Origin of the sequence: Actinomadura sp. NTSP31 (assembly GCF_041951385.1) — a bacterium.
GTDB lineage: Bacteria > Actinomycetota > Actinomycetes > Streptosporangiales > Streptosporangiaceae > Spirillospora > Spirillospora napierensis.
Genome location: NZ_JBGNUT010000011.1, coordinates 227,076 through 251,919 on the forward strand (window position 1 = coordinate 227,076; position 24,844 = coordinate 251,919).

The 24,844-nt window shown below is 74.9% G+C and carries 20 protein-coding genes; 10 read left to right on the forward strand and 10 right to left on the reverse strand.

What is annotated here, in order from left to right:
* Window positions 1–212 precede the first annotated feature (212 nt).
* Window positions 213–1,058 (forward strand): polysaccharide deacetylase family protein, encoded by an 846-nt coding sequence (locus ACA514_RS20750; protein ID WP_375042832.1) that lies wholly within the window; start codon window positions 213–215, stop codon window positions 1,056–1,058.
* On the opposite strand, the gene cutA is transcribed toward ACA514_RS20750, so the two are convergent.
* From cutA to ACA514_RS20775, 5 genes are all read right to left on the reverse strand, one after another.
* Complete coding sequence (cutA, locus tag ACA514_RS20755; protein WP_375042833.1) at window positions 1,004–3,487, reverse strand: aerobic carbon-monoxide dehydrogenase large subunit; 2,484 nt, start codon at window positions 3,485–3,487, stop codon at window positions 1,004–1,006. The genes ACA514_RS20750 and cutA overlap by 55 nt on opposite strands.
* Window positions 3,487–4,023: a (2Fe-2S)-binding protein gene (locus ACA514_RS20760; RefSeq protein WP_375042834.1), complete on the reverse strand. Its 537-nt coding sequence runs from the start codon at window positions 4,021–4,023 to the stop codon at window positions 3,487–3,489. The genes cutA and ACA514_RS20760 overlap by 1 nt, the downstream gene beginning before the upstream one ends.
* Window positions 4,023–4,898: an FAD binding domain-containing protein gene (locus tag ACA514_RS20765; RefSeq protein WP_375042835.1), complete on the reverse strand. Its 876-nt coding sequence runs from the start codon at window positions 4,896–4,898 to the stop codon at window positions 4,023–4,025. Before ACA514_RS20765 ends, ACA514_RS20760 begins: the two co-directional genes overlap by 1 nt.
* 12 nt (window positions 4,899–4,910) lie before the next feature.
* Window positions 4,911–6,395 carry a uracil-xanthine permease family protein gene (locus ACA514_RS20770; RefSeq protein ID WP_375042836.1) on the reverse strand — a complete coding sequence of 495 codons (1,485 nt, stop codon included), beginning with the start codon at window positions 6,393–6,395 and terminating at the stop codon, window positions 4,911–4,913.
* A gap of 160 nt (window positions 6,396–6,555) precedes the next feature.
* The gene (locus ACA514_RS20775) at window positions 6,556–8,484 is read right to left on the reverse strand and encodes a PucR family transcriptional regulator ligand-binding domain-containing protein (protein WP_375042837.1); all 1,929 of its coding nucleotides are present in this window, start codon (window positions 8,482–8,484) and stop codon (window positions 6,556–6,558) included.
* A 212-nt stretch (window positions 8,485–8,696) separates the two neighbouring features.
* Between ACA514_RS20775 and ACA514_RS20780 the strand changes: the two genes are divergently transcribed.
* The 4 genes from ACA514_RS20780 to ACA514_RS20795 all read left to right on the forward strand — a co-directional run bounded on the left by ACA514_RS20780 (window position 8,697) and on the right by ACA514_RS20795 (window position 13,537).
* The gene (locus ACA514_RS20780; protein ID WP_375042838.1) at window positions 8,697–9,635 is read left to right on the forward strand and encodes a DUF2877 domain-containing protein; all 939 of its coding nucleotides are present in this window, start codon (window positions 8,697–8,699) and stop codon (window positions 9,633–9,635) included.
* 76 nt (window positions 9,636–9,711) lie between these two features.
* The gene (locus ACA514_RS20785) at window positions 9,712–11,190 is read left to right on the forward strand and encodes an FdrA family protein (RefSeq protein ID WP_375042839.1); all 1,479 of its coding nucleotides are present in this window, start codon (window positions 9,712–9,714) and stop codon (window positions 11,188–11,190) included.
* Complete coding sequence (locus ACA514_RS20790; RefSeq protein ID WP_375042840.1) at window positions 11,187–12,599, forward strand: DUF1116 domain-containing protein; 1,413 nt, start codon at window positions 11,187–11,189, stop codon at window positions 12,597–12,599. Before ACA514_RS20785 ends, ACA514_RS20790 begins: the two co-directional genes overlap by 4 nt.
* A 29-nt stretch (window positions 12,600–12,628) precedes the next feature.
* On the forward strand, window positions 12,629–13,537 hold the full coding sequence (locus ACA514_RS20795; protein WP_375042841.1) for an aldose 1-epimerase family protein: 909 nt from the start codon (window positions 12,629–12,631) through the stop codon (window positions 13,535–13,537).
* A gap of 60 nt (window positions 13,538–13,597) precedes the next feature.
* On the opposite strand, the gene ACA514_RS20800 is transcribed toward ACA514_RS20795, so the two are convergent.
* Window positions 13,598–15,184, reverse strand: coding sequence for a DHA2 family efflux MFS transporter permease subunit (locus tag ACA514_RS20800; RefSeq protein WP_375042842.1), 1,587 nt, complete (start codon window positions 15,182–15,184; stop codon window positions 13,598–13,600).
* Window positions 15,185–15,336: 152 nt separating this feature from the next.
* Here ACA514_RS20800 and ACA514_RS20805 point away from each other — a divergent pair, with 152 nt between their 5' ends.
* Complete coding sequence (locus ACA514_RS20805) at window positions 15,337–16,548, forward strand: aldolase (RefSeq protein ID WP_375042843.1); 1,212 nt, start codon at window positions 15,337–15,339, stop codon at window positions 16,546–16,548.
* On the opposite strand, the gene ACA514_RS20810 is transcribed toward ACA514_RS20805, so the two are convergent.
* Genes ACA514_RS20810 through ACA514_RS20825 form a run of 4 tightly spaced genes read right to left on the reverse strand, consistent with a single transcriptional unit; the run spans window position 16,549 to window position 20,309 of the window.
* Window positions 16,549–17,151, reverse strand: a complete 603-nt coding sequence (locus ACA514_RS20810; RefSeq protein ID WP_375042844.1) for an NTP transferase domain-containing protein — start codon at window positions 17,149–17,151, stop codon at window positions 16,549–16,551.
* Window positions 17,152–17,172: 21 nt separating this feature from the next.
* Window positions 17,173–18,294: an XdhC family protein gene (locus ACA514_RS20815; RefSeq protein WP_375042845.1), complete on the reverse strand. Its 1,122-nt coding sequence runs from the start codon at window positions 18,292–18,294 to the stop codon at window positions 17,173–17,175.
* Complete coding sequence (locus tag ACA514_RS20820) at window positions 18,275–19,408, reverse strand: VWA domain-containing protein (protein WP_375042846.1); 1,134 nt, start codon at window positions 19,406–19,408, stop codon at window positions 18,275–18,277. The genes ACA514_RS20815 and ACA514_RS20820 overlap by 20 nt, the downstream gene beginning before the upstream one ends.
* A gap of 7 nt (window positions 19,409–19,415) precedes the next feature.
* Window positions 19,416–20,309 carry an AAA family ATPase gene (locus ACA514_RS20825; RefSeq protein WP_375042847.1) on the reverse strand — a complete coding sequence of 298 codons (894 nt, stop codon included), beginning with the start codon at window positions 20,307–20,309 and terminating at the stop codon, window positions 19,416–19,418.
* Between the two features lie 127 nt (window positions 20,310–20,436).
* Between ACA514_RS20825 and ACA514_RS20830 the strand changes: the two genes are divergently transcribed.
* The 4 genes from ACA514_RS20830 (at window position 20,437) to ACA514_RS20845 (ending at window position 24,839) form a co-directional block, all read left to right on the forward strand.
* Window positions 20,437–21,762: a sulfite oxidase gene (locus tag ACA514_RS20830; protein WP_375042848.1), complete on the forward strand. Its 1,326-nt coding sequence runs from the start codon at window positions 20,437–20,439 to the stop codon at window positions 21,760–21,762.
* 11 nt (window positions 21,763–21,773) lie between these two features.
* Complete coding sequence (locus tag ACA514_RS20835; protein WP_375042849.1) at window positions 21,774–23,174, forward strand: selenium-binding protein SBP56-related protein; 1,401 nt, start codon at window positions 21,774–21,776, stop codon at window positions 23,172–23,174.
* Window positions 23,175–23,176: 2 nt separating this feature from the next.
* The gene (locus tag ACA514_RS20840) at window positions 23,177–23,815 is read left to right on the forward strand and encodes a hypothetical protein (RefSeq protein WP_375042850.1); all 639 of its coding nucleotides are present in this window, start codon (window positions 23,177–23,179) and stop codon (window positions 23,813–23,815) included.
* Between the two features lie 100 nt (window positions 23,816–23,915).
* Window positions 23,916–24,839 (forward strand): D-alanyl-D-alanine carboxypeptidase family protein, encoded by a 924-nt coding sequence (locus tag ACA514_RS20845; protein WP_375042851.1) that lies wholly within the window; start codon window positions 23,916–23,918, stop codon window positions 24,837–24,839.
* The last annotated feature ends 5 nt before the right edge of the window (window positions 24,840–24,844 follow it).

A 24,844-nucleotide genomic window follows, 5' to 3' on the forward strand; every position in this document is an offset into this window, starting at 1 on the left:
TACCGACCTTAGGGAACGCGGGCGCGGCACCGAACGGCAACATGTGCCGAGTACACGCCGAGGATTGGGCAGATCCCCGGCAACGCCCCTGGAAGATGATCAGATATGTCCGGCTGATCCCACCGCGCGCGAACTCCCGGGCGCGCGGGCGCGTCAACCGAAGCGAAAGATCGAGAAAGCACCTCCCCCCACCTGAACGGAGTACGCGGCCGATGCGAGGGAAGACGCCCGTGATCGCCATGGTGGCCGCCGGAGTCGTCGGCGCGGCCGCGGGCGGCTGGCCCGTCGTGCGGGCCGAGGCCGGCGCCGATTCCGGCCCGTCCATGCGGACGCAGCTGTCCTCGGTGCTCGCCGACCAGAGGTGGGCCGCGCCGGGGCCCGGCTCGTGGACGCCGCCGAAGCCGTCCGCCGACGGGCTGCCCCCGGTCGTCGACCACATCGACACCCAGGACCGCGTCGTCTTCCTCACCATCGACGACGGCTACACCTACGACTCGGAGTTCGTGGACCTGGTCCGCAAGGAGCGGGTGCCGATCCTGACGTTCCTGACGACGACGTATCTGAGGGGCCAGGGCCAGTACTTCCTGGCGATGCGCAACGCGGGCTCGCAGATCGAGGACCACACCGTCACGCACCCGAACATGCCGACGCTGTCGCCGGAGGCGCAGAAGCGGCAGATCTGCGACTCGGCGGACGCGATCCAGCGCGAGTACGGCCGCCGCCCGCAGATCTTCCGGCCGCCGTTCGGCGCCTACAACCAGGCGACGCGGCAGGCGTCCAAGGACTGCGGGATGAAGTCGATCCTCACCTGGACGGCGGAGTTCTACAACGGCACCACCGGCCCGGGCGTCGGGTTCAACGGCTTCGCGCGCGCCGACGGCGGCAAGGGCTTCAAGCCGGGCGACATCATCCTGATGCACTACCGCAAGGGCCTGGCCGGGGAGTTCCGGATGATCCTCGGCTGGATCAGGCAGGCCGGGCTCCGGCCCGCCGCCGTGCAGAACTACCTGCCGCGCTCGCTCGGCGGCAACGCGCCCGACACGCCCGCCGCGAACTGACCGCCGGTCTGCGCGCCGCCGGCGCGCGGGGCCTCGCGAACGCGCAGGCCCGGGTCGCCGGACGCCCGTTCGCGCAGGTCGTACAGGGCGTCCGGGGACAGCGGCATCGTGTCGACGCGCAGTCCCTCGGCGTCCTCGACGGCGGAGGCGATGACGGCGGACACCGGGATGACGCCGGCCTCGCCCGCCCCCTTGACGCCGAGCGGGTTCAGCGGGGACGGCGTCTCCAGGTGGTCGGTCTCGATGCGCGGCACCTCCGTCGCGTACGGCATGAGGAAGTCCATGAACGAGGCGTTCAGGAGCTGGCCCGACTCGTCGTAGACCATCCGCTCGTAGAGGGCGCCGCCCACGCCCTGCGCGACGCCGCCGTGGATCTGCCCCTCGACGACCATCGGGTTGATGAGCCTTCCGCAGTCGTGGACGACCGCGTACCGCAGGATCGCGATCTCCGCGGTGTCCGGGTCGGTCTCCACGATGGCGGCGTGCGCGCCGGCGGCGAACGTCGAGCGGACGGGCGAGTAGTAGTCGCGCCCCTCCAGGCCGGGCTCCTCCCCCGCCGCGACGGGCGGCTCGGTGGGCGGCCGTCCCACCGCGAACTGCGTCGCGGCGGCCGTCTCCGCGTCGAAGGCGTACCGCAGCGGGTTCGACAGCACCGCGACCGTCCGCAGCGGCACCGACGCCGACAGGTCGCCGCGCACGTGCACGACCCCGTCGGTGATCTCCAGGTCGCGGGGGTCGGCCTCCAGCGCCTCCCCCGCGAGCCGCAGCGCCTTCTCGCGGACCTTGCGGCAGGCCAGCGCGATCGCGTTGCCGCTCATCACCGCCGCGCGGGACGCGAACGTGCCGACCGCGTACCCGAAGCGCCGCGTGTCGCCGGTCGTGACCTGCACGTCCCGGATGGGGACGCCCAGCTCGGCGGCGGCGATCTGCGCGAACACGGTCTCGTGGCCCTGCCCCTGCGAGGTCAGCCCGGTCGACACGTGCACCCGCCCGGCCGTGTCGATCTCGACGTGCCCGCCCTCGTACGGGCCGACGCCCGTCCCCTCGACGTACACGCCGAGGCCGATGCCGATGCGGCGGCCCCGGCGCGCGGCGGCCTCCCGCTCCGCCTCGAACCCGTCCCAGCCGATCAGCTCGCGGGCCTTGCGCAGCAGCTCGGGGTAGTCGCCGGAGTCGTAGATGAGCGGACGGCCGTCCTGGAACGTCAGGCCCTGGTCGTAGGGGAACTCGTCGGGCTGGATGAAGTTGGCGGCGCGGACGCCGGCGCGGTCGAGGCCGAGGTGGCGGGCGATGCGGTCCATCGTCCGCTCCATGCAGAACACGCCCTGCGGGCGGCCCGCGCCCCGGTACGGGGTGACGATGAGGGTGTTGGTGTAGAGGCTGACGACCTCCGCCCGGTACACGCCGATCTTGTACGGGCCGAGCAGCTGCGTGGACGTGACGATCGGGATGATGATCCCGTACGGGGTGTAGGCGCCGTGGTCGTGCAGGATCCGCACGTCGAGGCCGAGGACGCGGCCCGCGCCGTCGAACCCGACCCGCACGTGCTGGAGCTGGCCGCGCTCGTGGGCGGAGGAGACGAAGTGCTCGCGGCGGTCCTCGGTCCACTTGATCTCGCGGTCGAGGAGCCGCGCCGCCCACGGGACGAGCACCTCCTCCGGCCACGGATGCACGATCTTGACGCCGAACCCGCCGCCGACGTCCGGCGCGACGACCTCGACCTTGCCGTTCGGCAGGCCTAGCCGCGCGGCGATCGCGGCGCGCACGCTGGTGGACGCCTGCGTGGAGGAGTACACGCGCAGCGACCCGTCGTCGGCGTCCCACCGCGCGTACACGCCGCGCCCTTCCAGCGGCATGGACGCGGACCGCTCGATCGCGAGCCGGAACTCCAGCCTGTGCGGCGCCGCGTCGATGGCCGCGCGCGCGTCGCCGGTCTCCTGGACGAGGACGGCGCCGACGTTGCCGGGGACGTCGTCGTGCACGAGGTTCTCGGCGCGTTCGGCGTTCTCGATGCCGACGACGGCGGGCAGCGGCTCGTACTCGACGCGGATGCGTTCGGCGGCGTCCTCGGCGAGGTAGCGGTCGCGGGCGACGACCATCGCGACGGGCTCCCCGACGTGCCGGACGACGTCGCGGGCCAGCGGGTACCCGGTCCGGCCGTGCGTGAGCGCCGGGTGCGGGATGAGCAGCGGCAGCGGCTCGCCGACGCGTCCGGGCAGGTCCTCCCAGGTGTAGATGGCGACGAGGCCGTCCACGTCGAGCGCGCCGGACACGTCGATGTCCACGATGCGCGCGTGCGCGTGCGGCGACCGGACGAACGCCGCGGCGAGCGCGTCGCGCCCGAGGTCGTCCAGGTAGCGTCCGCGGCCGGTGAGGAGGCGGGCGTCCTCGCGGCGCTTGACTGGTTCGCCGAACACGCGGGTCCCCATCACGCCTCACCTTCCGCGGCCGACGCGTCCGGCGTGCCCGAGGCGTCCGGCGTGCCCGGCGCGGCGAGCAGTTCGGCGGCGCGGTGCACCGACTTCACGATGTTCTGGTAGCCGGTGCAGCGGCACAGGTTGCCCGAGATGCCTTCGAGCACCTCGTCCTCGGTCGGCTGCGGCGTCTCCCGCAGCAGCGCGGTCACCGTGCACAGGAAGCCGGGCGTGCAGAAGCCGCATTGCAGGCCGTGGCATTCGCGGAACGCCCGCTGCACCGGTGACGGCGTGCCGTCCGGTGCGGCGAGGCCCTCGACCGTCGTGACGTCGTGCCCGGCGGCGGTCACCGCGAACATCAGGCAGGACCGCACCGGCTCCCCGTCCATCAGCACCGTGCAGCAGCCGCAGACGCCGTGCTCGCAGCCGACGTGCGTCCCGGTCAGGCCGAGGTCGTGGCGCAGCAGGTCCGACAGCAGCCGCCGGGCCGGGGCACGGGCCGTGCGGTGCACGCCGTTGACGGTCAGCGCGATGTCGTGGAGTTCCTCCATCAGTCCCGCGCCCTCCTCAAGGCCCTGTCCAGCGAACGGGCCGCGGCGGTCGCCAGCGCCCGCTCGGTCAGTACCCCGGTCAGGTGGCGGCGGTAGCGGGCGCTCGCGTGGATGTCGGCGTCCGGGTCGATCCGGTCCCGGACGTACGCGGCGGCGGCCGGCCAGTCGCCGTGCGGTCCGGCCGCCCCGGTGAGGTCGAGGACGAGCGGCACCGGCGCGATGCCGAGGTATCCGGCGCGGACGCCGCCGACCCGCAGGTCCTCGTCCAGCGTGACGACGGCGGCGACGCCGGACAGCGCGTAGTCGCCGTGCCGCCGGGCCGTCTCCGCGAACGCCGCGCCGGTGCGCGGCGGCGCGGCCGGGAAGGACGCGGCGACGGCCAGCTCCCCCGGCTGGAGCGCCGACTCCAGGGGGCCGACGAAGAACTCCGCGGCCGGGACCGTCCGGCGGCCGCGCACCGACGCGACCTCGACCGTCCCGCCGAGGACGGCGAGCACGGCGGGCATCTCGGCGGCCGGATCAGCGTGCGCGAGGCTCCCGACGACCGTGCCCCGGTTGCGGATGACGGGGTGCGCGACGTGCCGCAGCGCCCGGCCGAGCAGCGGCTGCACGGCCGCCGCCTCCACCGACCGCTCCACCCGCGCGTGCCGCGCCAGCGCGCCGATCCGCACGCCCTCGTCGCCGACGTGGACGGTGTCGAGTTCGGCGACGCCGTTGATGTCGACGAGGTCGGACGGCGCGGCGAGCCGCATGTTCAGCAGCGGGATGAGGCTCTGCCCGCCCGCGAGCACCTTGCCGCCCGGCGCGTCGGCGAGCATGCCGAGCGCCTCGTCGACGGTGCGGGGCGCGTGGTGGCGGAACGGCGGCGGTTTCACGGCGCCGCCCCCTCAGCCCGCATCGTTCTCGCGTCCCGGGGACTCGCCGGGGTCGCCGCCGGGCCGGCCGGGGCGGACCGGGCCGCCGATCTCCTGCTCCGCCGGCGCGATGACGCCGCCGCCCGCGCCGTCCGGCCGGCGCACCGCGTTCAGCACGTGGTAGCCGACCAGCACCGCGATGGTGCCGAGCGCGATGCCCTGCAGCGGGAAGTCGTCGGTGATCTTCAGGGTGACGTTCCCGATCGCCAGGATGATCGCCGCCGCCACCGGGACGAGGTTGACCGGGTCGCCGAAGTCGACCCGGTTCTCGATCCAGATCTTCGCGCCGAGCAGGCCGATCATCCCGTACAGCACGACCGTGATGCCGCCGAGGACGCCGCCGGGCGTCGCCGCGACCAGCGCGCCGAACTTCGGGCACAGCCCGAACAGCACCGCCACGACCGCCGCGACGTAGTACGCGGCCGTCGAGTAGATGCGGGTCGCCGCCATCACGCCGATGTTCTCGGCGTAGGTCGTGGTCGGCGAGCCGCCGACGGCGGTGGCCAGGACGGTGCCGACGCCGTCCGCGCCGATCGCGCGCCCGAGCACCGGGTCCAGGTTCTCGCCGGTCATCGCCGACACGGCCTTGACGTGCCCGGTGTTCTCCGCGATCAGCGCGATGACCGGCGGCAGCGCCAGCAGGATCGCCGAGGTCTTGAAGTCGGGCGCGTGCGTGTGCGGGAACCCGAACCAGTCCGCCGCCTTCACCGCCGAGAAGTTCAGCCGGTCGTGCCCGAACGCCGTCGCGACGCAGTACGGGCCCTCCGCCGTGCACGCCTTGCCCGACCCGTCCAGCAGGTTCTGCCCCGGCAGCACCGAGGTGATCTGCCCCGCCGTCTTGTCGAGGACCCACGACAGGACGAACCCGAACACCAGCGCCAGCAGGATCGCGATCCGCGACCAGAACCCGCGCAGGATCACCGTGCAGAACACCGCGAAGCACAGCGTCGCCAGCGCCACCCACTGGTCCTGCGGCCAGTACGTGTTCGCCACCACCGGCGCCAGGTTGAACCCGATCAGCATGACGACCGCGCCGGTCACCACCGGCGGGAACACCCGCTGGACGACCTCGCCGCCGAGGAAGTGCACGACGACGCCGATCACCAGCAGCAGGGCGCCCGCGACCAGGATCGCGCCGGTCACCCGCGCGCTGTCGCCGCCCGCCGCGCGGATCGCCGCGACCGCCCCGACGAACGAGGCGCTCGTGCCGAGGTAGCTCGGCACCCGGCCGCCGACGATCAGCAGGAACAGGACCGTCGCGACCCCGGACATCATGATCGACAGGTTCGGGTCGAGGCCCATCACCACCGGGAACACGAACGTCGCGCCGAACATCGCCACGACGTGCTGGGCGCCGATGCCCGCGGTGCGCGGCCACGACAGCCGCTCGCCGGGCCCGACCACCTCGCCGGGCGGCGGCGTGCGCCCGTCCCCGTGCAGCTTCCAGCCGATCACCATCGGGGCCCCTCCTGCTCGTCGTGTCCGCCCGCGGGCACACCCCGCCACCGGCCGGGCACGCGCTTGCGCGCAACGTAGATCTACCCCGGTGGGCGGGCATCGGCGACATCTGCCGAAGTTCGGCGCGCCGTCCGGGCGGACCCGGACGGCGCCGCTACGCTCAGATACCGCGCATGCGCAGCACGTGCAGGGCGAGGGTGAGGTTGAGCCGCAGATGCGCGTCCTCGGTGAACGCCCCGAGCATCCGTTCCAGCTTGCCGATCCGGTACCGCAGCGTGTTGTAGTGGAAGTGCAGCCGGCGGGCCGTCTCGGCGACGTTGAGGTTGGTCTCCAGCAGCACCTGCAGGGTGCGGCGCAGGTCCACCAGCTCCGGCTCGTCGTCGCCCGCGAGGTCGCCGAGGGTCTCCTTGACGAACGCGTGCAGCTCCGCCGGGTCCGACACCAGGCTCAGCAGCCGGTACACGCCGAGCTGGTCGAAGTGCGCCCGCGCGCCCGCGCCGTGCAGCTGGCGCCCGACCCGGACGGCCTTCACCGCCTGCTCGTAGGCCTCCGGCAGCTCCGCCGGGCACGTCACCGTCCGGCTGATGCCGGTGGAGAACGTCCGGCGCACCGGCAGGTGCTCGGCGAACAGCGCCGCCGCCTCCTTCACCATCGCCTGCACCGGGCCCGCCGGCAGGTCGCCGGTGTCGGCACCGGGTTCGGCGCCGGGTTCCGCGCCGACGACCGCGACGATCTCGTGCGCGAAGCTGGCGACCGCGGCACCCCGGTCGTGGCGCCGCACGGCGGTGCTCCAGGCGGCGGCGAGCCGGTCCTGCGCCGTCCGCTCCTCCGCACCCCGGACGCCGCGCATCGCCGCGTCGGGCTCCGCGCCGCGCTGCTCGCCCCTGCGCTGGTCGGCGCCGCGCTGCTCGGGCGCGCGATGGTCGGCACCGCGGTGGTCGGCACCGCGCTGGTCGGCGGGGCGTCCGCGCGCCGGGTCGGCGCCGTGCTTGCGGGGCCTCGCGTCGTTCTCCGGGCTCGCCGCGGGCGCCGGGACGGTCGCGCCCGCCGAGCCGGGCGCGCCGCGCGGCCGCCCGTCCAGCTCGGCGACGACCACCATTACCGGGCGGTCCAGGTCCCAGCCGAAGCCGCCGCAGTGCGCGACGACCCGGTCGTCGTCGCCGGCGCGGCCCGCGAGGATGTCGCGCAGGAAGTCGGCGCGGTACTTGCTCTCGACCGCCGCGACGGCCTGTTGCTTGGTCACCACCAGCGCCGCGACGGTCGCGGCCCGCTCCACGATCCCGAGGTCGGAGCCGCGCAGCGCGCCGGACGGGCTGAACGCGATGATCCGGCCGTGGTCGAAGCCGCCCGCGACGACCGGCACCACCAGGTGGTCGCCGGCGCCGTGCGCGCCGACGACGCCGCAGCCGCCGCGCCCGCACGCCGCGTGCCGGCCGGCGTCGAACGCCCGCATCGCCTGGACGTGCTCGTCCGGGCCGGCGCCGGCGAGCACCCGCTGCTCGCCGTCCAGCACCACGACCGCCACGTCCAGCAGCGTCGCCACCTCGTCCACGACCTCCTGGAGGCCGCCGCCGCACAGCACGATCTGCACGAGCGCCCGGTGCACCTCCTCGGTGCGGGCGAGGACGGCCGCCTGCCGGTTCAGGATGTCGGTGAGGACCTGGTTGAGGATGTCGTCGAAGCCGACGTCGTTGGGGAGCAGGATGAGCGGGAAGCCGCGCCGGTCCGCCTGCGCGATCATCTCGGCGGGCAGCGAGTCCAGGTAGCGGCCGAGCTTGATGGCCAGGGCCGCGAGGCCGCGCTCGTCCAGGTCGGCGACCAGGTTGTCCAGCGACTGGGGGGTGTTGCGCAGGGGGTAGCCGGTGGTCAGCAGCAGCTCGTTGGGTTTGACCCACGACAGGATGTCGGGGACCTCCATCACGTTGAGCCGCTGCACGACGCGCTCGATGCCGGACCTCCCGGCGATGAGGCGGGCGCCGTTCAGGGTGCTGGCGCCGAGGACCTCGCCGACGGACAGGCCGTAGGTCAGTGTTCCGGTGCTCGCGAGCCGCAGGGCCGGTGGGCCCGGGTCCGCGCTGGTGTAACTCATGCCAGGGGTCACCTCGCCTTTTGGTGCGTACATCGCCGCGTGTGGCGATTTCGCTACCGCTACCTGATCAACAGTGACAACAAAGACGAACGATGACAACCATCCTTGGCAGCTTTCCCCATACGTCCGCCGCGAGGGCCGTTCTACCGTCTCACCGGAGGCCGGGCCGCCCGCGATCCGGGCGGCAGCCGACACCGGCCCCGGGAGGATCCGTGACCGCACTCGTCCGCGACCCGATCCGGCTCCCGGCCCGGCCCGGACGGCGGCCGCCCGCGACCGGCGCCGCGAGCACCGCGCTGCGCCCGCTGCTGGACCCGCCGCGCCGCCCCGCCCGCGTCATCGCGGTGTTCCCGTCCGCGCTGTACCTGGAGACCCGCGGCGGGCCCGAGCCGCGGGTGCTCGCCGTCGTGAGCTGCGACGCCGTCCGGCTGCCGAACGCCGTGGTGGTCGCCGCCGAACGCCGCGAGCAGCCGTTCCGGTCCGTCCGCGAGGGCGACGAGGCGCTGGTCGGCGACGGCCGGGTGGAGGCCGGGGCGCTGTGCGTCCGGGTGCGCCGCTGGTGGGACCCGGCGCCCGCGCTCGGCCGGCTGCACCCCGCCGCGCTGGCCCGCGGCGTGGGCGTGCTGGAGGACGCGTTCGCCGCCGCCGGGATGGCGGGCGGCGGGCTGGCCGGGCATCCCGACCCGCTGCGCCTCGCCGACTGCTGCGCGGAGGGCGACCTCGCGGGCGCCGTCGAGGCGGCCGAGCGGATCGTCGGCCTCGGCCCCGGCCTGACGCCGAGCGGCGACGACATCCTGTGCGGGCTGCTGGTGTCGCTGCGGCTGATCGGCGGCGCCGTGGGGGGCGGCGACGCCGCGGTGTGGCTGGCCGACTGGCTCGGCGCCGCCGTCACCGCGGACGCGGGCACCCGCACGACCGCGCTGGCCGCGACGCTGCTGCACTGCGCGGCGGCGGGCGGCGCGGGCGGGGAGATCGCCGCGGTGCTGCGCTGCGTCGCCGGCCACGAGCCGCCGTCCGCGGCCGTCCGCCGGCTGCTGGCGATCGGCCACACCTCCGGCACCGACCTTGCGTGGGGCGTCCTCGCCGGCTGCCGCGCCGCGCTCGCCCTCACCTCGCCCGCCCGCCGCCGTCCCGCGGAGAACACGGCGTGAGCGGGGCCGCGCCCCGGAGGGCGGAGGGGGGACCGGTGCGCAGACCGGCGGGAAAACAGGGCGTGAGCGGGCCGGCATGAGCGCCGACTGGGTCGAGGTGCGGCGGGGGGGTTACCGCGATTCGGTCACCCTGATGCGGGTGAGCCGGCTGCTGTCGGAGCGGGCGGACGTGGCGGCGGCGATGACGGCGATGGGCACCGGGCTCAACCTGGAGATGCTCGGCCGGATGGGGTTCGCGGTGCCGGCGGACGCGGGCCCGGCGGACCTGGTCGTCGCGATCCGGGCGGAGGACGGCGGGCTCGACGGGGCGCGGGAGGCGCTGGAGGGGCTGCTGCGGGAGGCCGCGCACGCCCCGGACGGCGGCCCCGACGGACTCCTCGGCGCCCCACCGGCGCCGCGGACGACGGCGTCCGCCGCGGCGCGCGGCGAGGCGTCGGTCGCGCTGGTGTCGGTGCCGGGGCCGCACGTGTTCCCCGAGGCCATGGACGCGCTGGACGCCGGCCTCAACGTGATGATCTTCAGCGACAACGTCCCGGTGGCGCAGGAGATCGCGCTGAAGGAGGCGGCGGCGCGGCGCGGGCTGATCGTGATGGGCCCGGACTGCGGGACGGCGGTGGTCTGCGGCGCCGGGCTCGGGTTCGCCAACGCGGTGCGGCCGGGGCCGGTCGGCGTGGTCGCGGCGTCCGGCACGGGCGCGCAGCAGGTCATGTGCCTGCTGGACGCGGCGGGCGCCGGGGTCGGCCACGTCCTCGGGGTCGGCGGGCGGGACCTGTCGCCGGAGGTCAGCGGCCGGTCGGCGCTGTCGGCGCTGGCCGCGCTGGACGCCGACCCGGGCACGGAGCTGATCGTGCTGGTGTCCAAGCCGCCGGCGCCGCAGGTCGCGGACCTGATCCGGGAGGCGGCGCGGCGGCTGGACACCCCGGTGGTGTTCGCGCTGCCGACGCCCGGCGAGGACGACCTGACGCGGGCGGTGGAGAAGGCGCTGGAGGCGCTCGGGCTGCCCGTCCCGCAGTGGCCGCGCTGGCCCGCGCCCCGGCCGGCGCGGGTGCCGGCGGGGCGTTCGCTGCGCGGGCTGTTCGCGGGCGGGACGCTGCGCGACGAGGCCGAGGTGATCGCGCGGGAGGCGCTGGGCTGGGACCTGGAGGCGCGCGGGCACCGGTTCACCGACTTCGGCGACGACGCCTACACCCGGGGCCGCGCCCATCCGATGATCGATCCGACGCTGCGGCTGGAGGCCCTCGCCGGCGCGGCGGGCGACGCGGCGTGCGGCGTGCTGCTGCTGGACGTGGTGCTCGGCCACGGCGCCGAGCCGGACCCGGCCGCGGCGCTGGCGCCGGCCGTCGCCGCCGCCCTGGCGGACCGCTCCGACCTGGCGGCGGTGGTGTCGCTGTGCGGGACGCGCGCCGATCCGCAGGACCGCGACCGGCAGGCGGAGACGCTGCGCGCCGCGGGCGCCGCGGTGTTCGCCTCGAACGCGCAGGCCGCGAGGCACGCGGTCGCGCTGGTGCAGGGACCGCGCCCGCAGGGCGGCGGCACGGGAGGAAGCACTCGATGACGGACGTGCGGTCACCGCTCGGCGGGATGCTCACGCGGGAGCCGCGGGTCGTCGCGGCGGGCGCGCAGGTGCTCGCGGACGCGCTGGCGGACCAGGCCGTGCCGGTCGCGAGGGTCGACTGGCGGCCCCCGCCGGCCGGTACCGAGGCGGCGCTGGCGGCGGTGCTCGGCGACCCCCGGCACGCGGAGGCGAACGCCGAGGCGGTGCGCCGGATGACGACCGCGCGGCCGCACCTGGTGGACGTCCGCCCGGCCCGCGAGGTCCTCGGGCTGGAGAAGGGAACGTTCCTGCACGCGGGTCCGCCGCTGGAGTGGGACCGGGCGTCCGGGCCGATGCGCGGCGCGCTGATCGGCGCGATGCTGCTGGAGGGCCTCGCGGAGACGCCGCGCGGCGCCGAGCGGGAGCTGGAGCGCGGCGCGGCCGTCCTGGAGCCGTGCCACCACCACGGCGCGGTCGGCCCGATGGCGGGCGTGGTCTCCCCGTCGATGTGGATGCTGGTCGTGGAGGACGCCGAGCACGGCGGCACCGCGTGCTGCTCGCTGAACGAGGGGCTCGGCAAGGTGCTGCGGTACGGGGCGTACGGGCCGGAGGTGATCGAGCGGCTGGCCTGGATGGGCGAGGTGCTCGGCCCGGCGCTGCGGGCGGCGGTGCGGCGGCACGGCCCGCTCGACCTGATGGCCATCATCGCGCAGGCGCTGCAGATGGGCGACGAGCTGCACAACCGGAACCGGGCGGCGACGTCGCTGCTGCTGCGCGAGCTGGCCCCGGACCTGGCCGACGCCGAGGAGGTGCCGCGCGACCGGGCCGCCGCGGCGCTGCGGTTCGCCGCCGGCAACGACCACTTCTTCCTGAACGCCGGGATGGCGGCGGCGAAGGCGTGCGCGGACGCCGCGCGGAACGTCCCGGGGTCCAGCATGGTCGTGGCGATGGCCCGCAACGGCACCGACTTCGGCATCCAGGTGGCGGGGACGGGCGACCGCTGGTTCACCGGCCCGGCCGGGGTGCCCGACGGCCTGTACCTCGGCGGGTACGGCCCGGCCGACGCCAACCCCGACATCGGCGACTCGGCGATCACCGAGACGGCCGGGCTCGGCGGGTTCGCGCTGGCCGCCGCGCCGGCGATCGTCCGGTTCGTCGGCGGCGAGGTGCCGGACGCGGTCGCCGCCACGCAGCGGATGTACGAGATCACGCTCGCCGAGCACCCGGTGCTGCAGATCCCGCTGCTGTCGTTCCGCGGCACCCCGGCCGGGATCGACGTGACGCGGGTCGTGCGGACCGGGATCCTGCCCGTCATCGACACCGGGATCGCCGGCCGGGAGGCGGGGACCGGCCAGGTCGGCGCCGGGATCGTCGAACCGCCGTCGAACGCGTTCGGTGCCGCCCTGCAGGCCCTGGCGGAGATCGCGTAGCGGGCCCGGGCCGGGGTACCGTCCGGGTCATGACCGAGTCGATCACCGGAGCGCAGTACGCCCTCGCCGCCGGGCCCTACCGGGCCGTCATCACCGAGTCGGGCGCGAGCCTGCGCGAGCTGACGCACGAGGGGCGGCCGCTGGTGCTGTCGCACGGCGCCGACGAGCCCGCCCCCGCCGCGTTCGGGCACCTGCTGATCCCGTGGCCGAACCGCGTCGACCGCGGCCGCTACACCTACGGCGGCACCTCCTACCAGCTGGACGTGTCCGAGCCGGACCTGGACTGCGCGATCCACGGGCTCGTCCGGTGGGCGGCGTGGCGGGCCGCCGAGCACACCGCGGACCGGGTCCGGCTGACGCACCGGCTGCTCGGCACCCCCGGCTACCCGTTCCGGCTGGACCTGGAGGCCGAGTACACCCTGGACGCGGCGGACGGCCTGCGCGTCCGGATGACGGCCGTGAACGCCGGCAGCCGGACGGCGCCGTACGGGCACGGCGCGCACCCCTACCTCACGGTCGGGGTGCCGATCGACGCGTGCACCGTGACGCTGCGCGCCGACCGCTACATCCCGGTGAACGACCGGATGATCCCGGTCGGCGGGGACGCCGACGTCGCCGGCACCGACCACGACCTGCGGGACGGGCGGGTGCTCGGCGCCCGGCGGATCGACAACGCGTTCGCCGGGGTGCACCGCGACGAGGACGGGCGGGCCTGGGTGACGCTCGGCGGCAACGGCCGCACCGTCCGGCTGTGGGCCGACGACGCGCACCCCTGGATGGAGATCTACACCGCCGACAACGCCCCGGAGCCGCGCGCGGGCCTCGGCGTCGAGCCGATGACCTGCCCGCCCAACGCGTTCGCGTCGGGCGAGGGCCTCGTCGACCTCAAGCCGGGCGAGCGCTTCACCGGCTCCTGGGGCATCCAGGAACTCGGGTGAGCGGCGGGCCGTCGTCATGGGCCGCGCCATGACGACGGCCCGCCGCGGGCGGAGGCGTGGTCACGACGCGGGCGGGGCGGTGGTCACCCGGTCCGCGGCGGGGACGGTGTCGGCGGGGGGCTTGGCGGCCGGGGCGCTGCCCCGCAGCGGGACCTCCTTGATGAACCACGCGACGGCGAACGCGATCGCCGCGAGCACCGTCCCGCCGATGGCGATGCCGTGCACGCCGCTGGTGACGCCGGCCTCGAACGCGTTGCGGACGTTGGCGGGGAGCGTCTTCAGCATCTCCGGGGTCACGTGCTGGCCGCCGGAGGCGAGCTTGTGCGCGGTGGACGGGTCGAGCCTGCGCACCAGCTCGTCCTCGAACCGGGTGTTGTAGACGGAGCCGAGCAGCGCCACGCCGAGCGAGCCGCCGATGGTGCGGAACAGCGTGACCGACCCGCTGGCCGAGCCCATGTCGCGCAGCTCGACGCTGTTCTGCGTGACCAGCATCGTGTTCTGCATGATCAGGCCCATGCCGAGGCCGACGCCGAGGGTCAGCAGCGAGCTGGTGGCCGTGCCGGTGTCCACCTTCAGCATCAGCAGGAGCAGCATCCCGCCGGTCAGCACCGCGCCGCCGATGATCGGGTAGTGCCGGTAGCGGCCGGTGCGGGTGATGAGCTGGCCGCTGAGGAGCATCATGGCGAGCATCCCGAACATCAGCGGGAGCAGCAGCAGCCCGCTGCTGGTCGGGCTGGCGCCCTGGACCGTCTGCATGTAGAGCGGCAGGTAGTTCACCGCGCCGAACATCGCGGCGCCGACCATGAAGCTGAGGATCTGCGCGGCGGTGAAGTTGCGGCTGCGGAACAGCCGCGGCGGCAGGATCGGCTCGGGCGACCGGGTCTCGGCGAACACGAAGACCACGAGCGCGACGACGCCGACGACGCCCAGCCCGATGATCCGGGCGGACCCCCACGGGTACTGCGAGCCACCCCAGCTGGCCACCAGCGTGACGCAGACGATCCCGACGGTGAGCAGCACCGCGCCGAGGTAGTCGATGCGGGCCTTGATGCGGACGGTGTGCAGCCGCATCCCGAACGCGACGACGAGCAGCGCGACCGCGCCGATCGGCACGTTGACGTAGAACGCCCAGCGCCAGCTGAGGTGGTCGGTGAGGAAGCCGCCGAGCAGCGGCCCGCCGACGAACGCGACCGGCATCATCGCGCCGATCAGGCCCTGGAACCTGCCCCGCTCGCGGGGCGGGACGAGGTCGCCGATGATGGACATCGCGCCGACCATCAGGCCGCCGGCGCCGAGGCCCTGCAGCGCGCGGAACCCGATCAGCTCGCCCATGTTCTGCGACAGCCCGGACAGCATGGACCCGACCAGGAACACCACGATCGAGGTCATGAACATGCCCTTGCGGCCGAACAGGTCGCCGAGCTTGCCCCAGATGGGGGTGGCGGCGGCGGTGGCCAGCGTGTACGCGGTCACCACCCACGACAGGTGCTCCAGCCCGCCGAGGTCGCCGACGATCGTGGGCAGCGCGGTGCCGACGATCAGGTTGTCGAGCATCGCCAGGAACATCCCGAGCATCAGCCCGAAGATGGCGATGTAGATCTGCCGGGTGCTGAGCGCCGGGCGCTCGGCCGTCCCGTGTTCGGTCATGGTCACCTTCCCCTGAGGTCCCGCGACACGGAACCACTTACTTGCCGCCCGGCTAGTTATAGTAGCCCCAATCCGGAGGAACCGGACCCGGTCTCCGGACCCGGGAGGGACGTCTCCTGACAATCGCCCGGATCTTGGGGGATCATGGCGGGGTGAACCTCAGCGTCTCCTCGTTCGACGACCTGTCCGCGCGCATCGCCGCCGTCCGCGACGAGCACCGCGAGCGCTTCCCCGGCGGCGCCGACGGCCGCCAGCCGGTGCACACCGTCTACGTGCCGGCCGACCGGTTCTCCCGCTCGACGCCCGCCGACTTCGGCGCGGAGGCGCTGCGCCTGCTGAACACCCACACCCCCGGCGCCGGGTCGTTCGGCGCCGCGTTCGGCCTCGACCCCGAACTGGCCGGCACGGTGCGCGAGCGGGTCGCCGCCAAGCTCGCCCGCGAGCCGATCGAGGACGTGCGGATCGACTTCGAGGACGGCTACGGGGTGCGCTCCGACGACGAGGAGGACGCGCACATCGCCCAGGTCGTCGAGGCCGTCGCCGCCGCCTACCAGGTCAAGGGGCTGCCGCACTACTGGGGCGTGCGGATCAAGTCGTTCGCCGACGGCGGCCAGGACCGGGCGATGCGCACCCTCGACGGGTTCCTCACCTCGCTGCGCGACCGGCTCGGCCGGCTGCCCGGCGGGTTCACCATCACCTTCCCCAAGGTCGTCGCGGCCGACCACGTCGCGCTGTTCGCCGAGTACCTGGACCGGCTGGAGACCGCGCTCGGCCTGCCGTCCGGCATCCTGCGGTTCGAACTCCAGGTGGAGACCACCGAGGCGATCTTCGACCCGGACGGCCGGATCGCGCTGCCCGCCATCGCGGCCGCCGCCGGCGGCCGGCTCACCGCCGCGCACTTCGGCGTGTTCGACTACACCGCCGCGCTCGGCCTGCCGCCGGAGGAGCAGCGCCTCGACCACCCCGCCTGCGACTTCGCCCGGCACGTCATGCAGGTCGCGTTCGCCGGCACCGGCGTGCGGCTGTCGGACGGCTCGTCCAACGTGGTCCCCCGCAACGACGGCCCCGATGAGGTCAACGCGACCTGGCAGGCGCACGCCGCGCAGGTCACCCACTCGCTGCGGCACGGCTTCTACCAGGGCTGGGACCTGCACCCCGCGCACCTGCCGAGCCGCTACGCCGCCGTGTACGCCTTCCACCTGACCGGCGCCGACGAGCTGATCGGCCGCGTCCGCGCGTGGCAGGAGCAGGCCGCGACGGGCGGCGTCCTGGACGAGCCCGCCACGATCCGCGCCCTCACCGACCGCCTCCGCCGCGCCGTCGACTGCGGCGCCCTCGACGAGAGCGTCCTGCCCGCGTCCTAGCTAGCCCCGGTCGGTGAAGGCGGCGAGGTCGTCCGGGGTGTCGATGTCGGCCGGGGAGGCCACGTCGTCGCACGGGACGCGCGTCACCAGTTCCGGGTGGGCGCGCAGGAAGCCGCGCGCGCCCGTGTCCCCGACCGCGGCCTCGGCGACCGCGGCGAAGTGCGCGGCCCGCAGCAGCACGGGGTTGCGCGGCGCGCCGCCGTAGGTGGCGACCGCGACCTCGGCGCCCGCGTCGTGCGCGGCGACCAGCCGCGCGACCGCGGCGGCGGTGACCTTCGGCTGGTCGACGAGCGCGACGACCACGGCGGGGCAGCGGGGCGGGAGCGCGGCGAGCCCGGCGCGCAGCGACGAGCCCATCCCGTCGCGCCAGTCCGGGTTCGGCACCACCACCGCGCCGATCACCTCGACCTGCGCGGCGCCCGCCACCACGAGCACCGGGGCGCAGCCGCCGTCGCGCAGCGTCCGCACGCCCCGGTCGACGAGCCGCTCGCCGTCCAGCTCCACCAGCGCCTTCGGGCGGCCGAGCCGGCTGCCCTCCCCCGCCGCGAGCAGCAGGCCGGCCGGAGACCGGGCGCCGTGCCGGCTCAACTCATACGCCGTCATCCCGTGAGGGTAGCCCGCCGGTCACGGGCCGGCGTGGATCCTGCCGCCGGTGTCGGTGAGCGGCCGTCCCGAACCGCCCCAGCGCAGCTGCACCAGCTCCGCCGCGATCGACACCGCGGTCTCCTCCGGCGTCCGCGCGCCGAGGTCCAGGCCGATCGGCGAGCGCAGCCGGGACAGCTCCGCCTCGGTGAGGCCCGCCTCGCGCAGCCGCGCGAGCCGGTCGTCGTGGGTGCGGCGCGACCCCATCGCGCCGACGTATCCGGCGCGCGTCCGCAGCGCCACCTCCAGCAGCGGCACGTCGAACTTCGGGTCGTGGGTGAGGACGGCGATCGCGGTGCGCTCGTCGATGGCGCCGCCGGCCTCCTCCAGGTACTTGTGCGGCCACTTCACCACGACCTCGTCGGCGTCGGGGAACCGCTTCGGCGTCGCGAACACCGGGCGCGCGTCGCACACCGTCACCTGGTAGCCGAGGAACTTGCCGATCCGCGCCACCGCCGCCGCGAAGTCGATCGCGCCGAACACCAGAAGGCGCGGCGGCGGCGCGAACGAGTGCACGAACACCGCCAGGTCGTCCAGCCGCCGCTCGCCCTCGCGGCCGTAGTGGCGCTGGCCGGTGAGGCCCTGCGCGAGCATGCCGCGCGCGTCGTCGTCGACCGCCGCGTTCAGCCGCGCCTCGTGCGGCTCGCCGGGCGCCAGGGAGCCCGCCGCCCGGTCCCGCCACACGACGCGGCGCGCGCCGATCCGGCCCGGGCCCGCGACGACCGTCGCGACGGCCACCGGCTCGCGCGCCCCGATCGCCGCCGCCACCGCCGGGAACTGCGGGAACGTCGCGGGGCCCACCGGCTCGACCAGCACGTCCAGGATCCCGCCGCAGGTCAGCCCGACCGCGAACGCGTCGTCGTCGCTGACCCCGTACCGCTGGACGACCGGCTCCCCGCTCTCCATCACCGACTGCGCCAGCTCGTAGACCGCGCCCTCGACGCAGCCGCCGGACACGCTGCCCGCGACCTCGCCGTCCGCCGACACCGCCATCGCCGCGCCCGCCGGGCGCGGCGCACTGCGGAAGGTGTTCACCACCGTCGCCAGCCCGAACGTCTCCCCCGCCGCGTACCAGCCGGCGATGTCATCCAGCACGTCGCGCATGCGCCCGTCCCTTTCCGCCGTCGGCGATCAGCCGCGCCAGCTCCTCCAGGGCCGCGAGGCTGTGGCCGGAGGTGAAGTCGTCGATGTGCGGGAGCGCGGCGGCCATCCCGGCGGTCAGCGGCTCGTAGCCGGGACGCGCCTTGTGCGGGTTCGCCCAGATCACCCGGTGCGCGAGCCGGCGCAGCCGGGCGGTCTGCTCGCCGAGCAGCGCCGCGTCGCCGCGCTCCCAGCCGTCCGAGGCGATCACCACGACGGCGCCGCGCGCCAGGCCGCGCTGCCCGAACCGGTCGAGGAACTCCTTCAGCTCCTCACCGAGCCGGGTGCCGCCGCTCCAGTCCGGGATCGCCGCGGACGCCGCCGCCATCGCCGCGTCCGCGTCCCGGTGCCGCAGCTCGCGGGTGAGCCGGGTCAGCCGCGTCCCGGCGCTGAACACCTCGACGTCGCGGCCGCCGGAGCGGGCGGCGGCGTGCGCGAACCGCAGCAGCGCGTCCGCGTACGGGCTCATCGACCCGCTGACGTCCACGATCAGCACGACGCGGCGCGGCCGGGTGCGGTGCGCCCGGTGCCGCAGCAGGGACGTCTCGCCGCCGCGGCGCAGCGTCTCCCGGACGGTCCGGGCCGGGTCGAGGCGGCCCGACGGCGCGGGCGCGAACCGGCGCGACCGGCGGCGTTCGGCGCCCGCGTCCAGCAGCGCGATCAGCCGGGCGACCTCGGCGCGCTCGGCGGCGCTGAGCCGCGCGACGTCCCGGTCGCGCAGCACCTCCACGGCGCTGGCGGTCGCCGCCTTCAGGTCGCCGTCTTCCTCCTCCTCGCCGGCCGCGCCGCCGTCCGGCTCCGCGACCGTCACGCGGCGCACCACCACGGGCGGCGGGCGGCGGGACGGGCCCGCCGTCGCGCCGGAGAAGTACGCGGCGAAGCAGCGGTCGTAGCGGGCGAGGTCGTCGGGGTCGGCGCACAGCGTCAGCCGTCCCGCCCAGTACACGCCGGACGGGTCGAGGACGCCGAGGTGGTCGAGCGCGGCGAGCATCGCCTGGACCCGCTCGGGGTCGGCGGCGCCGCCGGCGGCGCGCAGCGTCCTGGCGAACCCGACCATCGTCTCGGTGACGTCCCGCACCACCCGCTCAGCCCCCGTCGAGCAGGGCGTCGAGACCGCCGGCGAGCACGCGCTGCTGGTCCTCGCGGTACTTCAGCACGGCGCCGAGCGTCACGGCGGCGGCGCCGGGGTCCAGCTCGCGGACGCCGAGCGCGACCAGCGCCTCGGTCCAGTCCAGGGTCTCGGCGACGCCCGGCGGCTTGAGCAGGTCCCGGTCGCGCAGCCGCTGCGCGGCGCCGGCGACCTGGCCGGCCAGCCGCGCGGCCGCGCCGGGCAGCCGCCGCCGGATGATCGCGACCTCCCGGTCGAACGACGGGTGCTCCAGCCAGTGGTACAGGCAGCGCCGCTTCAGCGCGTCGTGCACCTCGCGGGTCCGGTTGGACGTGACGACGACGACCGGCGGGCGCTCGGCCCGGATCGTGCCGAGTTCGGGGACGGTGATGGTGAAGTCGCTGAGCACCTCCAGCAGGAACGCCTCGAACTCGTCGTCCGCGCGGTCCAGCTCGTCGACCAGCAGCACGCTCGGCGTGGTCTCCAGCGCCCGCAGCAGCGGCCTGGCCAGCAGGAACCGCCGGTCGTACAGCTCGCCCTCCAGCCGGGACACGTCCTGCACGCCCGCGGCCTCGGCGGCGCGCAGGTGCAGGAGCTGGCGCGGGAAGTCCCAGTCGTAGAGCGCCTGGGAGGCGTCCAGCCCCTCGTAGCACTGCAACCGGATCAGCGGCGCGCCGAGAGCGCGCGCGAGGGTCTTGGCCAGTTCGGTCTTGCCGACCCCGGCCTCGCCCTCCAGGAACAGCGGGCGGCCCATCCGCAGCGCGAGGAAGCACGCGGTCGCCAGCCCCTCGTCGCAGAGGTAGGCGTGCCGCTCCAGCAGGCCCGCAAGATCCGCGGGCGAGGCGACCTCGCCGGCTGCCGTCTCCGCCATGCCTGCCAGGCTACCCAGCCGGGCACCCGGCGCCCAGACGTCCGCATCCCGGGTTTTCCGCGATCCTTCCATGGTAATTCAGTAGGGAAAGTTGACTTTCAGGAGGCCGGTCAGCAGCATCGATCCCATGCGACCCGGTGACACCGCCCACGGCTGCCCGCCCGATCCCTGTGACGACCTGACCGACGAGACGACCTACGAACGCGTGCGCTCCGCCCAGGCGCCGTCCGTCCCGCCGCTGTCGCGGCGCGGCATGCTGCGCCTGTCCGCGGGCGCGGGACTCGGCGCCGCCCTCGGCACCGCCGCCGCCCCGCAGGCGCTCGCCGCCCCCGCCGCCCCGCAGGGGCTCGCCGCACCCGCCACCGGGATCGTCAAACCGCTGCCGCCCGAGCTGTTCATCCCGCAGGGGACGAACGCGGAGATGCGCTGGGAGGCCATGCGCGGGCAGGGCGACCTCACGCCCGTCGACCGGTTCTTCGTCCGCAACCACGTCGCCACCCCGCGCATCGACGCCCGCACCTGGCGCCTCAAGCTCTGGGGGACGGGCCTGCACGGCTCCCCGCCGGAGTCACGCCCGGTCGAGTTCTCCTACGAGGACCTCCTCGGCATGCGCGCCGAGACCATCACCTCGTTCATCGAGTGCACCGGCAACGGGCGAAACTTCTACGCCACCCAGCAGGGCCAGGAGGTGTCGGGCACCCCGTGGCGGCTCGGCGGCGTGGGCGTCGCGCGCTGGCGGGGCGTCCGGCTGTCGGCGGTCCTCGAACGCGCGGGTCTCACCCCCCGGGCTGTGGACATTCTCCCGCGCGGGTTGGACGCTGACTTCGTGGACAAGGGCGAGGACCTCGGCCGCGTCAGGCGCCCCCTGCCGGTCGCGAAGGCGCTCAAGGACGTCCTGCTCGCCTACGAGATGAACGGCGCGCCGCTGCCGCCCGACCACGGCTTCCCCGTCCGGCTCGTCGTCCCGTCCTGGGTGGGCATCGCCAACATCAAGTGGCTCGGCGACATCCAGGTGGCGGACGAGCCGCTCTTCTCCCCCTGGAACACCCGCTACTACCGGCTCTTCGGCCCCGGCTACCCGCCGGAGGGCACCGCCCCGCTCACCCGCATGAACGTCAAGTCGGCCTTCGAGCTGCCGTGGGAGGCGGCGCTGCCGGCCGGCCACCAGATCCTGCACGGACGGTCCTGGTCCGGCAACGGGCGGGTGCGGAGGGTCGAGGTCAGCGTGGACGGCGGGGCCACCTGGCGCCCCGCCCGCGTGCGGGACCACCACGCCAATCCGCGCGGCTGGGTCCGGTGGGAGTTCCCGTGGCGGCCCGACGCCCCCGGCCCCCACGAGCTGCTCGCCCGCGCCACCGACGAGACCGGCGCGTCCCAGCCGTCCACCGCCCCCTACAACACCCTCGGCTATCTGTTCGGCGCCGTCGTCCGCCACCCGGTCACCGTCTCCTGAAGGGACCCGCCATGGCACTGTGGAAGCCAGACCCGACCTTCTACGCCTCGCCGCGGGACGCGGTGTCCGCGCCGCCGGAGAAGCTCGCCTACGTCGCCGCGTTCGACCGCGCCGCCGAGAAGCCGGACGCGATCGCCGTCCTCGACGTGGACCCGGACTCGGCGTCCTACGGCGACGTCGTCGGCTGGACGGAGCTGCCCTACCTCGGTGACGAGCTGCACCATTTCGGATGGAACGCGTGCAGCAGCGCCCTGTGCCCGTACGCGCCGCACCCGCACGTGGAGCGCCGCTACCTGATCGTGCCGGGCCTGCGGTCCTCGCGCGTCTACGTCATCGACACCAAGGACAAGCCGACCGCGCCCGAGATCGTCAAGGTGCTGGAACCCGACGAGCTGGCCAAACGCGCCGGGTACTCGCGCCCGCACACGGTCCACTGCGGCCCCGAGGGCCTCTACCTGACCGCGCTCGGGGGCGTGAACGGCGAGGACGGCCCCGGCGGGATCGCGCTGCTCGACCACACGTCGTTCGACATCCTCGGCCGCTGGGAGGTCGACCGCGGCCCCCAGTACTTCGCCTACGACGCCTGGTGGCACATCGCCCACGACGTGCTCATCACCTCCGAGTGGGGCACGCCGTCCATGATCGAGGACGGTGTGGTCGGCGAACTACTGCTCGGCCGCAAGTACGGGCACTCGCTGCACTTCTGGGACCTGCGCAAACGCCGCCACGTCCAGGAGGTGGACCTCGGCGACGAGCACCAGATGGTGCTGGAGCTGCGGCCCGCCCACGACCCGACCAAGCAGTACGGCTTCGCCGGCGTCGTCGTCAGCGTCGAGGACCTGTCGGCGTCGGTGTGGCTGTGGCATCGCGACGGCGACCGGTGGGCCGCGACGAAGGTCATCACCATCCCCGCCGAACCGGCCGACGCCTCGGCCCTGCCGGACGTCATCGCGCCGTTCGGGGCCGTCCCGCCGCTGGTCACCGACATCGACCTGTCGGTGGACGACCAGTGGCTCTACGTGTCGTGCTGGGGCACCGGCGAGCTGAAGCGCTACGACGTCGGCGACCCGTTCCACCCCGTGGAGGCGGGCTCGGTGCGCATCGGCGGCATCGTCGGCCGCGCCCCGCACCCGGCCGCCCCGGACCTGCCCCTCGCCGGCGGGCCGCAGATGGTCGAGGTCAGCCGCGACGGGAAGCGCGTCTACGTCACCAACTCCCTCTACGGCTCCTGGGACGACCAGTTCTACCCCGACGGCGTCGGCGCCTGGATGGCCAAGCTCGACTCCACCGCGGACGGCTTCGCCCTCGACGAGCGGTTCTTCCCGCACGGCGACGCGTTCCGCGGCCGGCGCCCGCACCAGACGCGGCTGCAGGGCGGGGACGCGTCGTCCGACTCCTACTGCTACCCGTAGCGGTGAAGGACGGTTCGCTCGCCGCGCTCGTCGCGATGGGCGCGTTCCACGGCCTCAACCCGGCGATGGGCTGGCTGTTCGCCGTGGCCCGCGGCCTCCAGGAGCGCAGCAGGGCGCTGGTCCTGCAGTCGCTCCCGGCGATCGCCGCGGGCCACGCCGCCTCCGTCGGGGCCGTCGCGCTCCTCGTCGCGCTGACCCGGTCGGTCGTGGCGACGCAGGCCGTCGCGATCGGCGGCGGGATCCTGCTGGTCGGGTTCGGGCTGTGGCGGCTGCTGTCGCAACGCCACTTCCGGTGGGTCGGCATGCGGATCTCGCTGTGGCAGCTCGCCGCCTGGTCGTTCCTGATGTCGTCGGCGCACGGCGCGGGGCTGATGCTGCTGCCGGTGCTCACCTCGTCCGGGACCGTCCCCGCCGGCCACCACCACGGCCTGGCGTCGGCGTCCGGGAACGCCGTCTCCGCCGCGATCTTCGTGACCGGCGTGCACACCCTGGCGATGCTCGCCGTCGCCGGGATCATCGCCGTCGCCGTCTACGAGGTCGTGGGCCTGGCGGTCCTGCGCCGCGCCTGGTTCAACCTGGACCGCGTCTGGGCCGCCGCCCTCATCACCGCCGGCGCCGTCACCCTCGCGACCGCCCTCTAGGCGCTCCCATCGGAGGTGCCGTACAGGACGTCGTTCCTGGTGACGGGCCCGCGGGGTGCTTGAACACGGATCGTCCGGGTGGCAGTGTCCGAATGTGATCATGAGACTCGCCGCCCGCCACCACGCGATCGCCGCCTTCCTGCCGCTCGCCGCCGTCCCGTCCCTCATGGCGGCCCCGGCCCCGGCCCGCGCGGCGGCGCGTCCCGCCGCCGGACCGGCCGGTGTCGGCGCCAGGTCGGCGCTCCTGTACGACGTGACGGCCGGCACCACCGCGTGGTCACGCGCCGCCGACACCGAACGCCCCATCGCCAGCATCACCAAGGTCATGACGGCGCTCGTCGTCCTGCACGAGGGCGGGCTCGGCCGCAAGGTCACCATCAAGCGCAAATACCTGACGTACGCCAGGAAGCACGACGGCAGCACCGCCGCCCTGCACGCGGGCGACAGGCTCACCGCGCGGCAGCTCCTCTACGCACTCTTGCTGCCGTCCGGCTGCGACGCCGCCTACGCCCTCGCCGACACCTACGGCCCGGGCAAGAAGAGGTTCATCGCCAAGATGAACGACGCCGCCCGCGAACTCGGCCTCACCCGCACCACCTACGCCAACTTCGACGGCCTGCCCTGGCCGACCGCCACGTCCACCCGCTCCACCGCCCGCGACCAGGTCCGCCTCGCCGACTACGCGATGGACGACGCGGTCTTCCGCGGCACCGTCGGCCGCAGGACCTACAAGCTCGCCAGGACCAAGGCCCACCACGCCTACACCTGGACCAACACCAACCGGCTCCTCGGCTCCTACAAGGGCGCGGCCGGCATCAAGACCGGCACCACCGACGCCGCCGGCTACTCGCTGCTGTTCGCCGCCCGCCGCGGCGGCCACGCCTTCACCGGCATCGTCCTCAACAGCTCCACCACCAACGAGAGCGCCCGCTTCACCGACGCCGCCCGCATGCTCGACTGGGCCTTCGGCACCACCGACACCTACCGGGTCCCACCCGCCCCCACCAACACCCCTACCGACTGACCCCG

Coding starts and splice junctions, on each gene's coding strand:
- ACA514_RS20750 (WP_375042832.1), top strand. CDS start 213: ATGCGAGGGAAGACGCCCGTGATCGCCATGGTGGCCGCCGGAGTCGTC.
- cutA (WP_375042833.1), bottom strand. CDS start 3,487: ATGGGGACCCGCGTGTTCGGCGAACCAGTCAAGCGCCGCGAGGACGCC.
- ACA514_RS20760 (WP_375042834.1), bottom strand. CDS start 4,023: ATGGAGGAACTCCACGACATCGCGCTGACCGTCAACGGCGTGCACCGC.
- ACA514_RS20770 (WP_375042836.1), bottom strand. CDS start 6,395: ATGGTGATCGGCTGGAAGCTGCACGGGGACGGGCGCACGCCGCCGCCC.
- ACA514_RS20775 (WP_375042837.1), bottom strand. CDS start 8,484: ATGAGTTACACCAGCGCGGACCCGGGCCCACCGGCCCTGCGGCTCGCG.
- ACA514_RS20785 (WP_375042839.1), top strand. CDS start 9,712: ATGAGCGCCGACTGGGTCGAGGTGCGGCGGGGGGGTTACCGCGATTCG.
- ACA514_RS20790 (WP_375042840.1), top strand. CDS start 11,187: ATGACGGACGTGCGGTCACCGCTCGGCGGGATGCTCACGCGGGAGCCG.
- ACA514_RS20795 (WP_375042841.1), top strand. CDS start 12,629: ATGACCGAGTCGATCACCGGAGCGCAGTACGCCCTCGCCGCCGGGCCC.
- ACA514_RS20800 (WP_375042842.1), bottom strand. CDS start 15,184: ATGACCGAACACGGGACGGCCGAGCGCCCGGCGCTCAGCACCCGGCAG.
- ACA514_RS20810 (WP_375042844.1), bottom strand. CDS start 17,151: ATGACGGCGTATGAGTTGAGCCGGCACGGCGCCCGGTCTCCGGCCGGC.
- ACA514_RS20815 (WP_375042845.1), bottom strand. CDS start 18,294: ATGCGCGACGTGCTGGATGACATCGCCGGCTGGTACGCGGCGGGGGAG.
- ACA514_RS20825 (WP_375042847.1), bottom strand. CDS start 20,309: ATGGCGGAGACGGCAGCCGGCGAGGTCGCCTCGCCCGCGGATCTTGCG.
- ACA514_RS20830 (WP_375042848.1), top strand. CDS start 20,437: ATGCGACCCGGTGACACCGCCCACGGCTGCCCGCCCGATCCCTGTGAC.
- ACA514_RS20835 (WP_375042849.1), top strand. CDS start 21,774: ATGGCACTGTGGAAGCCAGACCCGACCTTCTACGCCTCGCCGCGGGAC.
- ACA514_RS20845 (WP_375042851.1), top strand. CDS start 23,916: ATGAGACTCGCCGCCCGCCACCACGCGATCGCCGCCTTCCTGCCGCTC.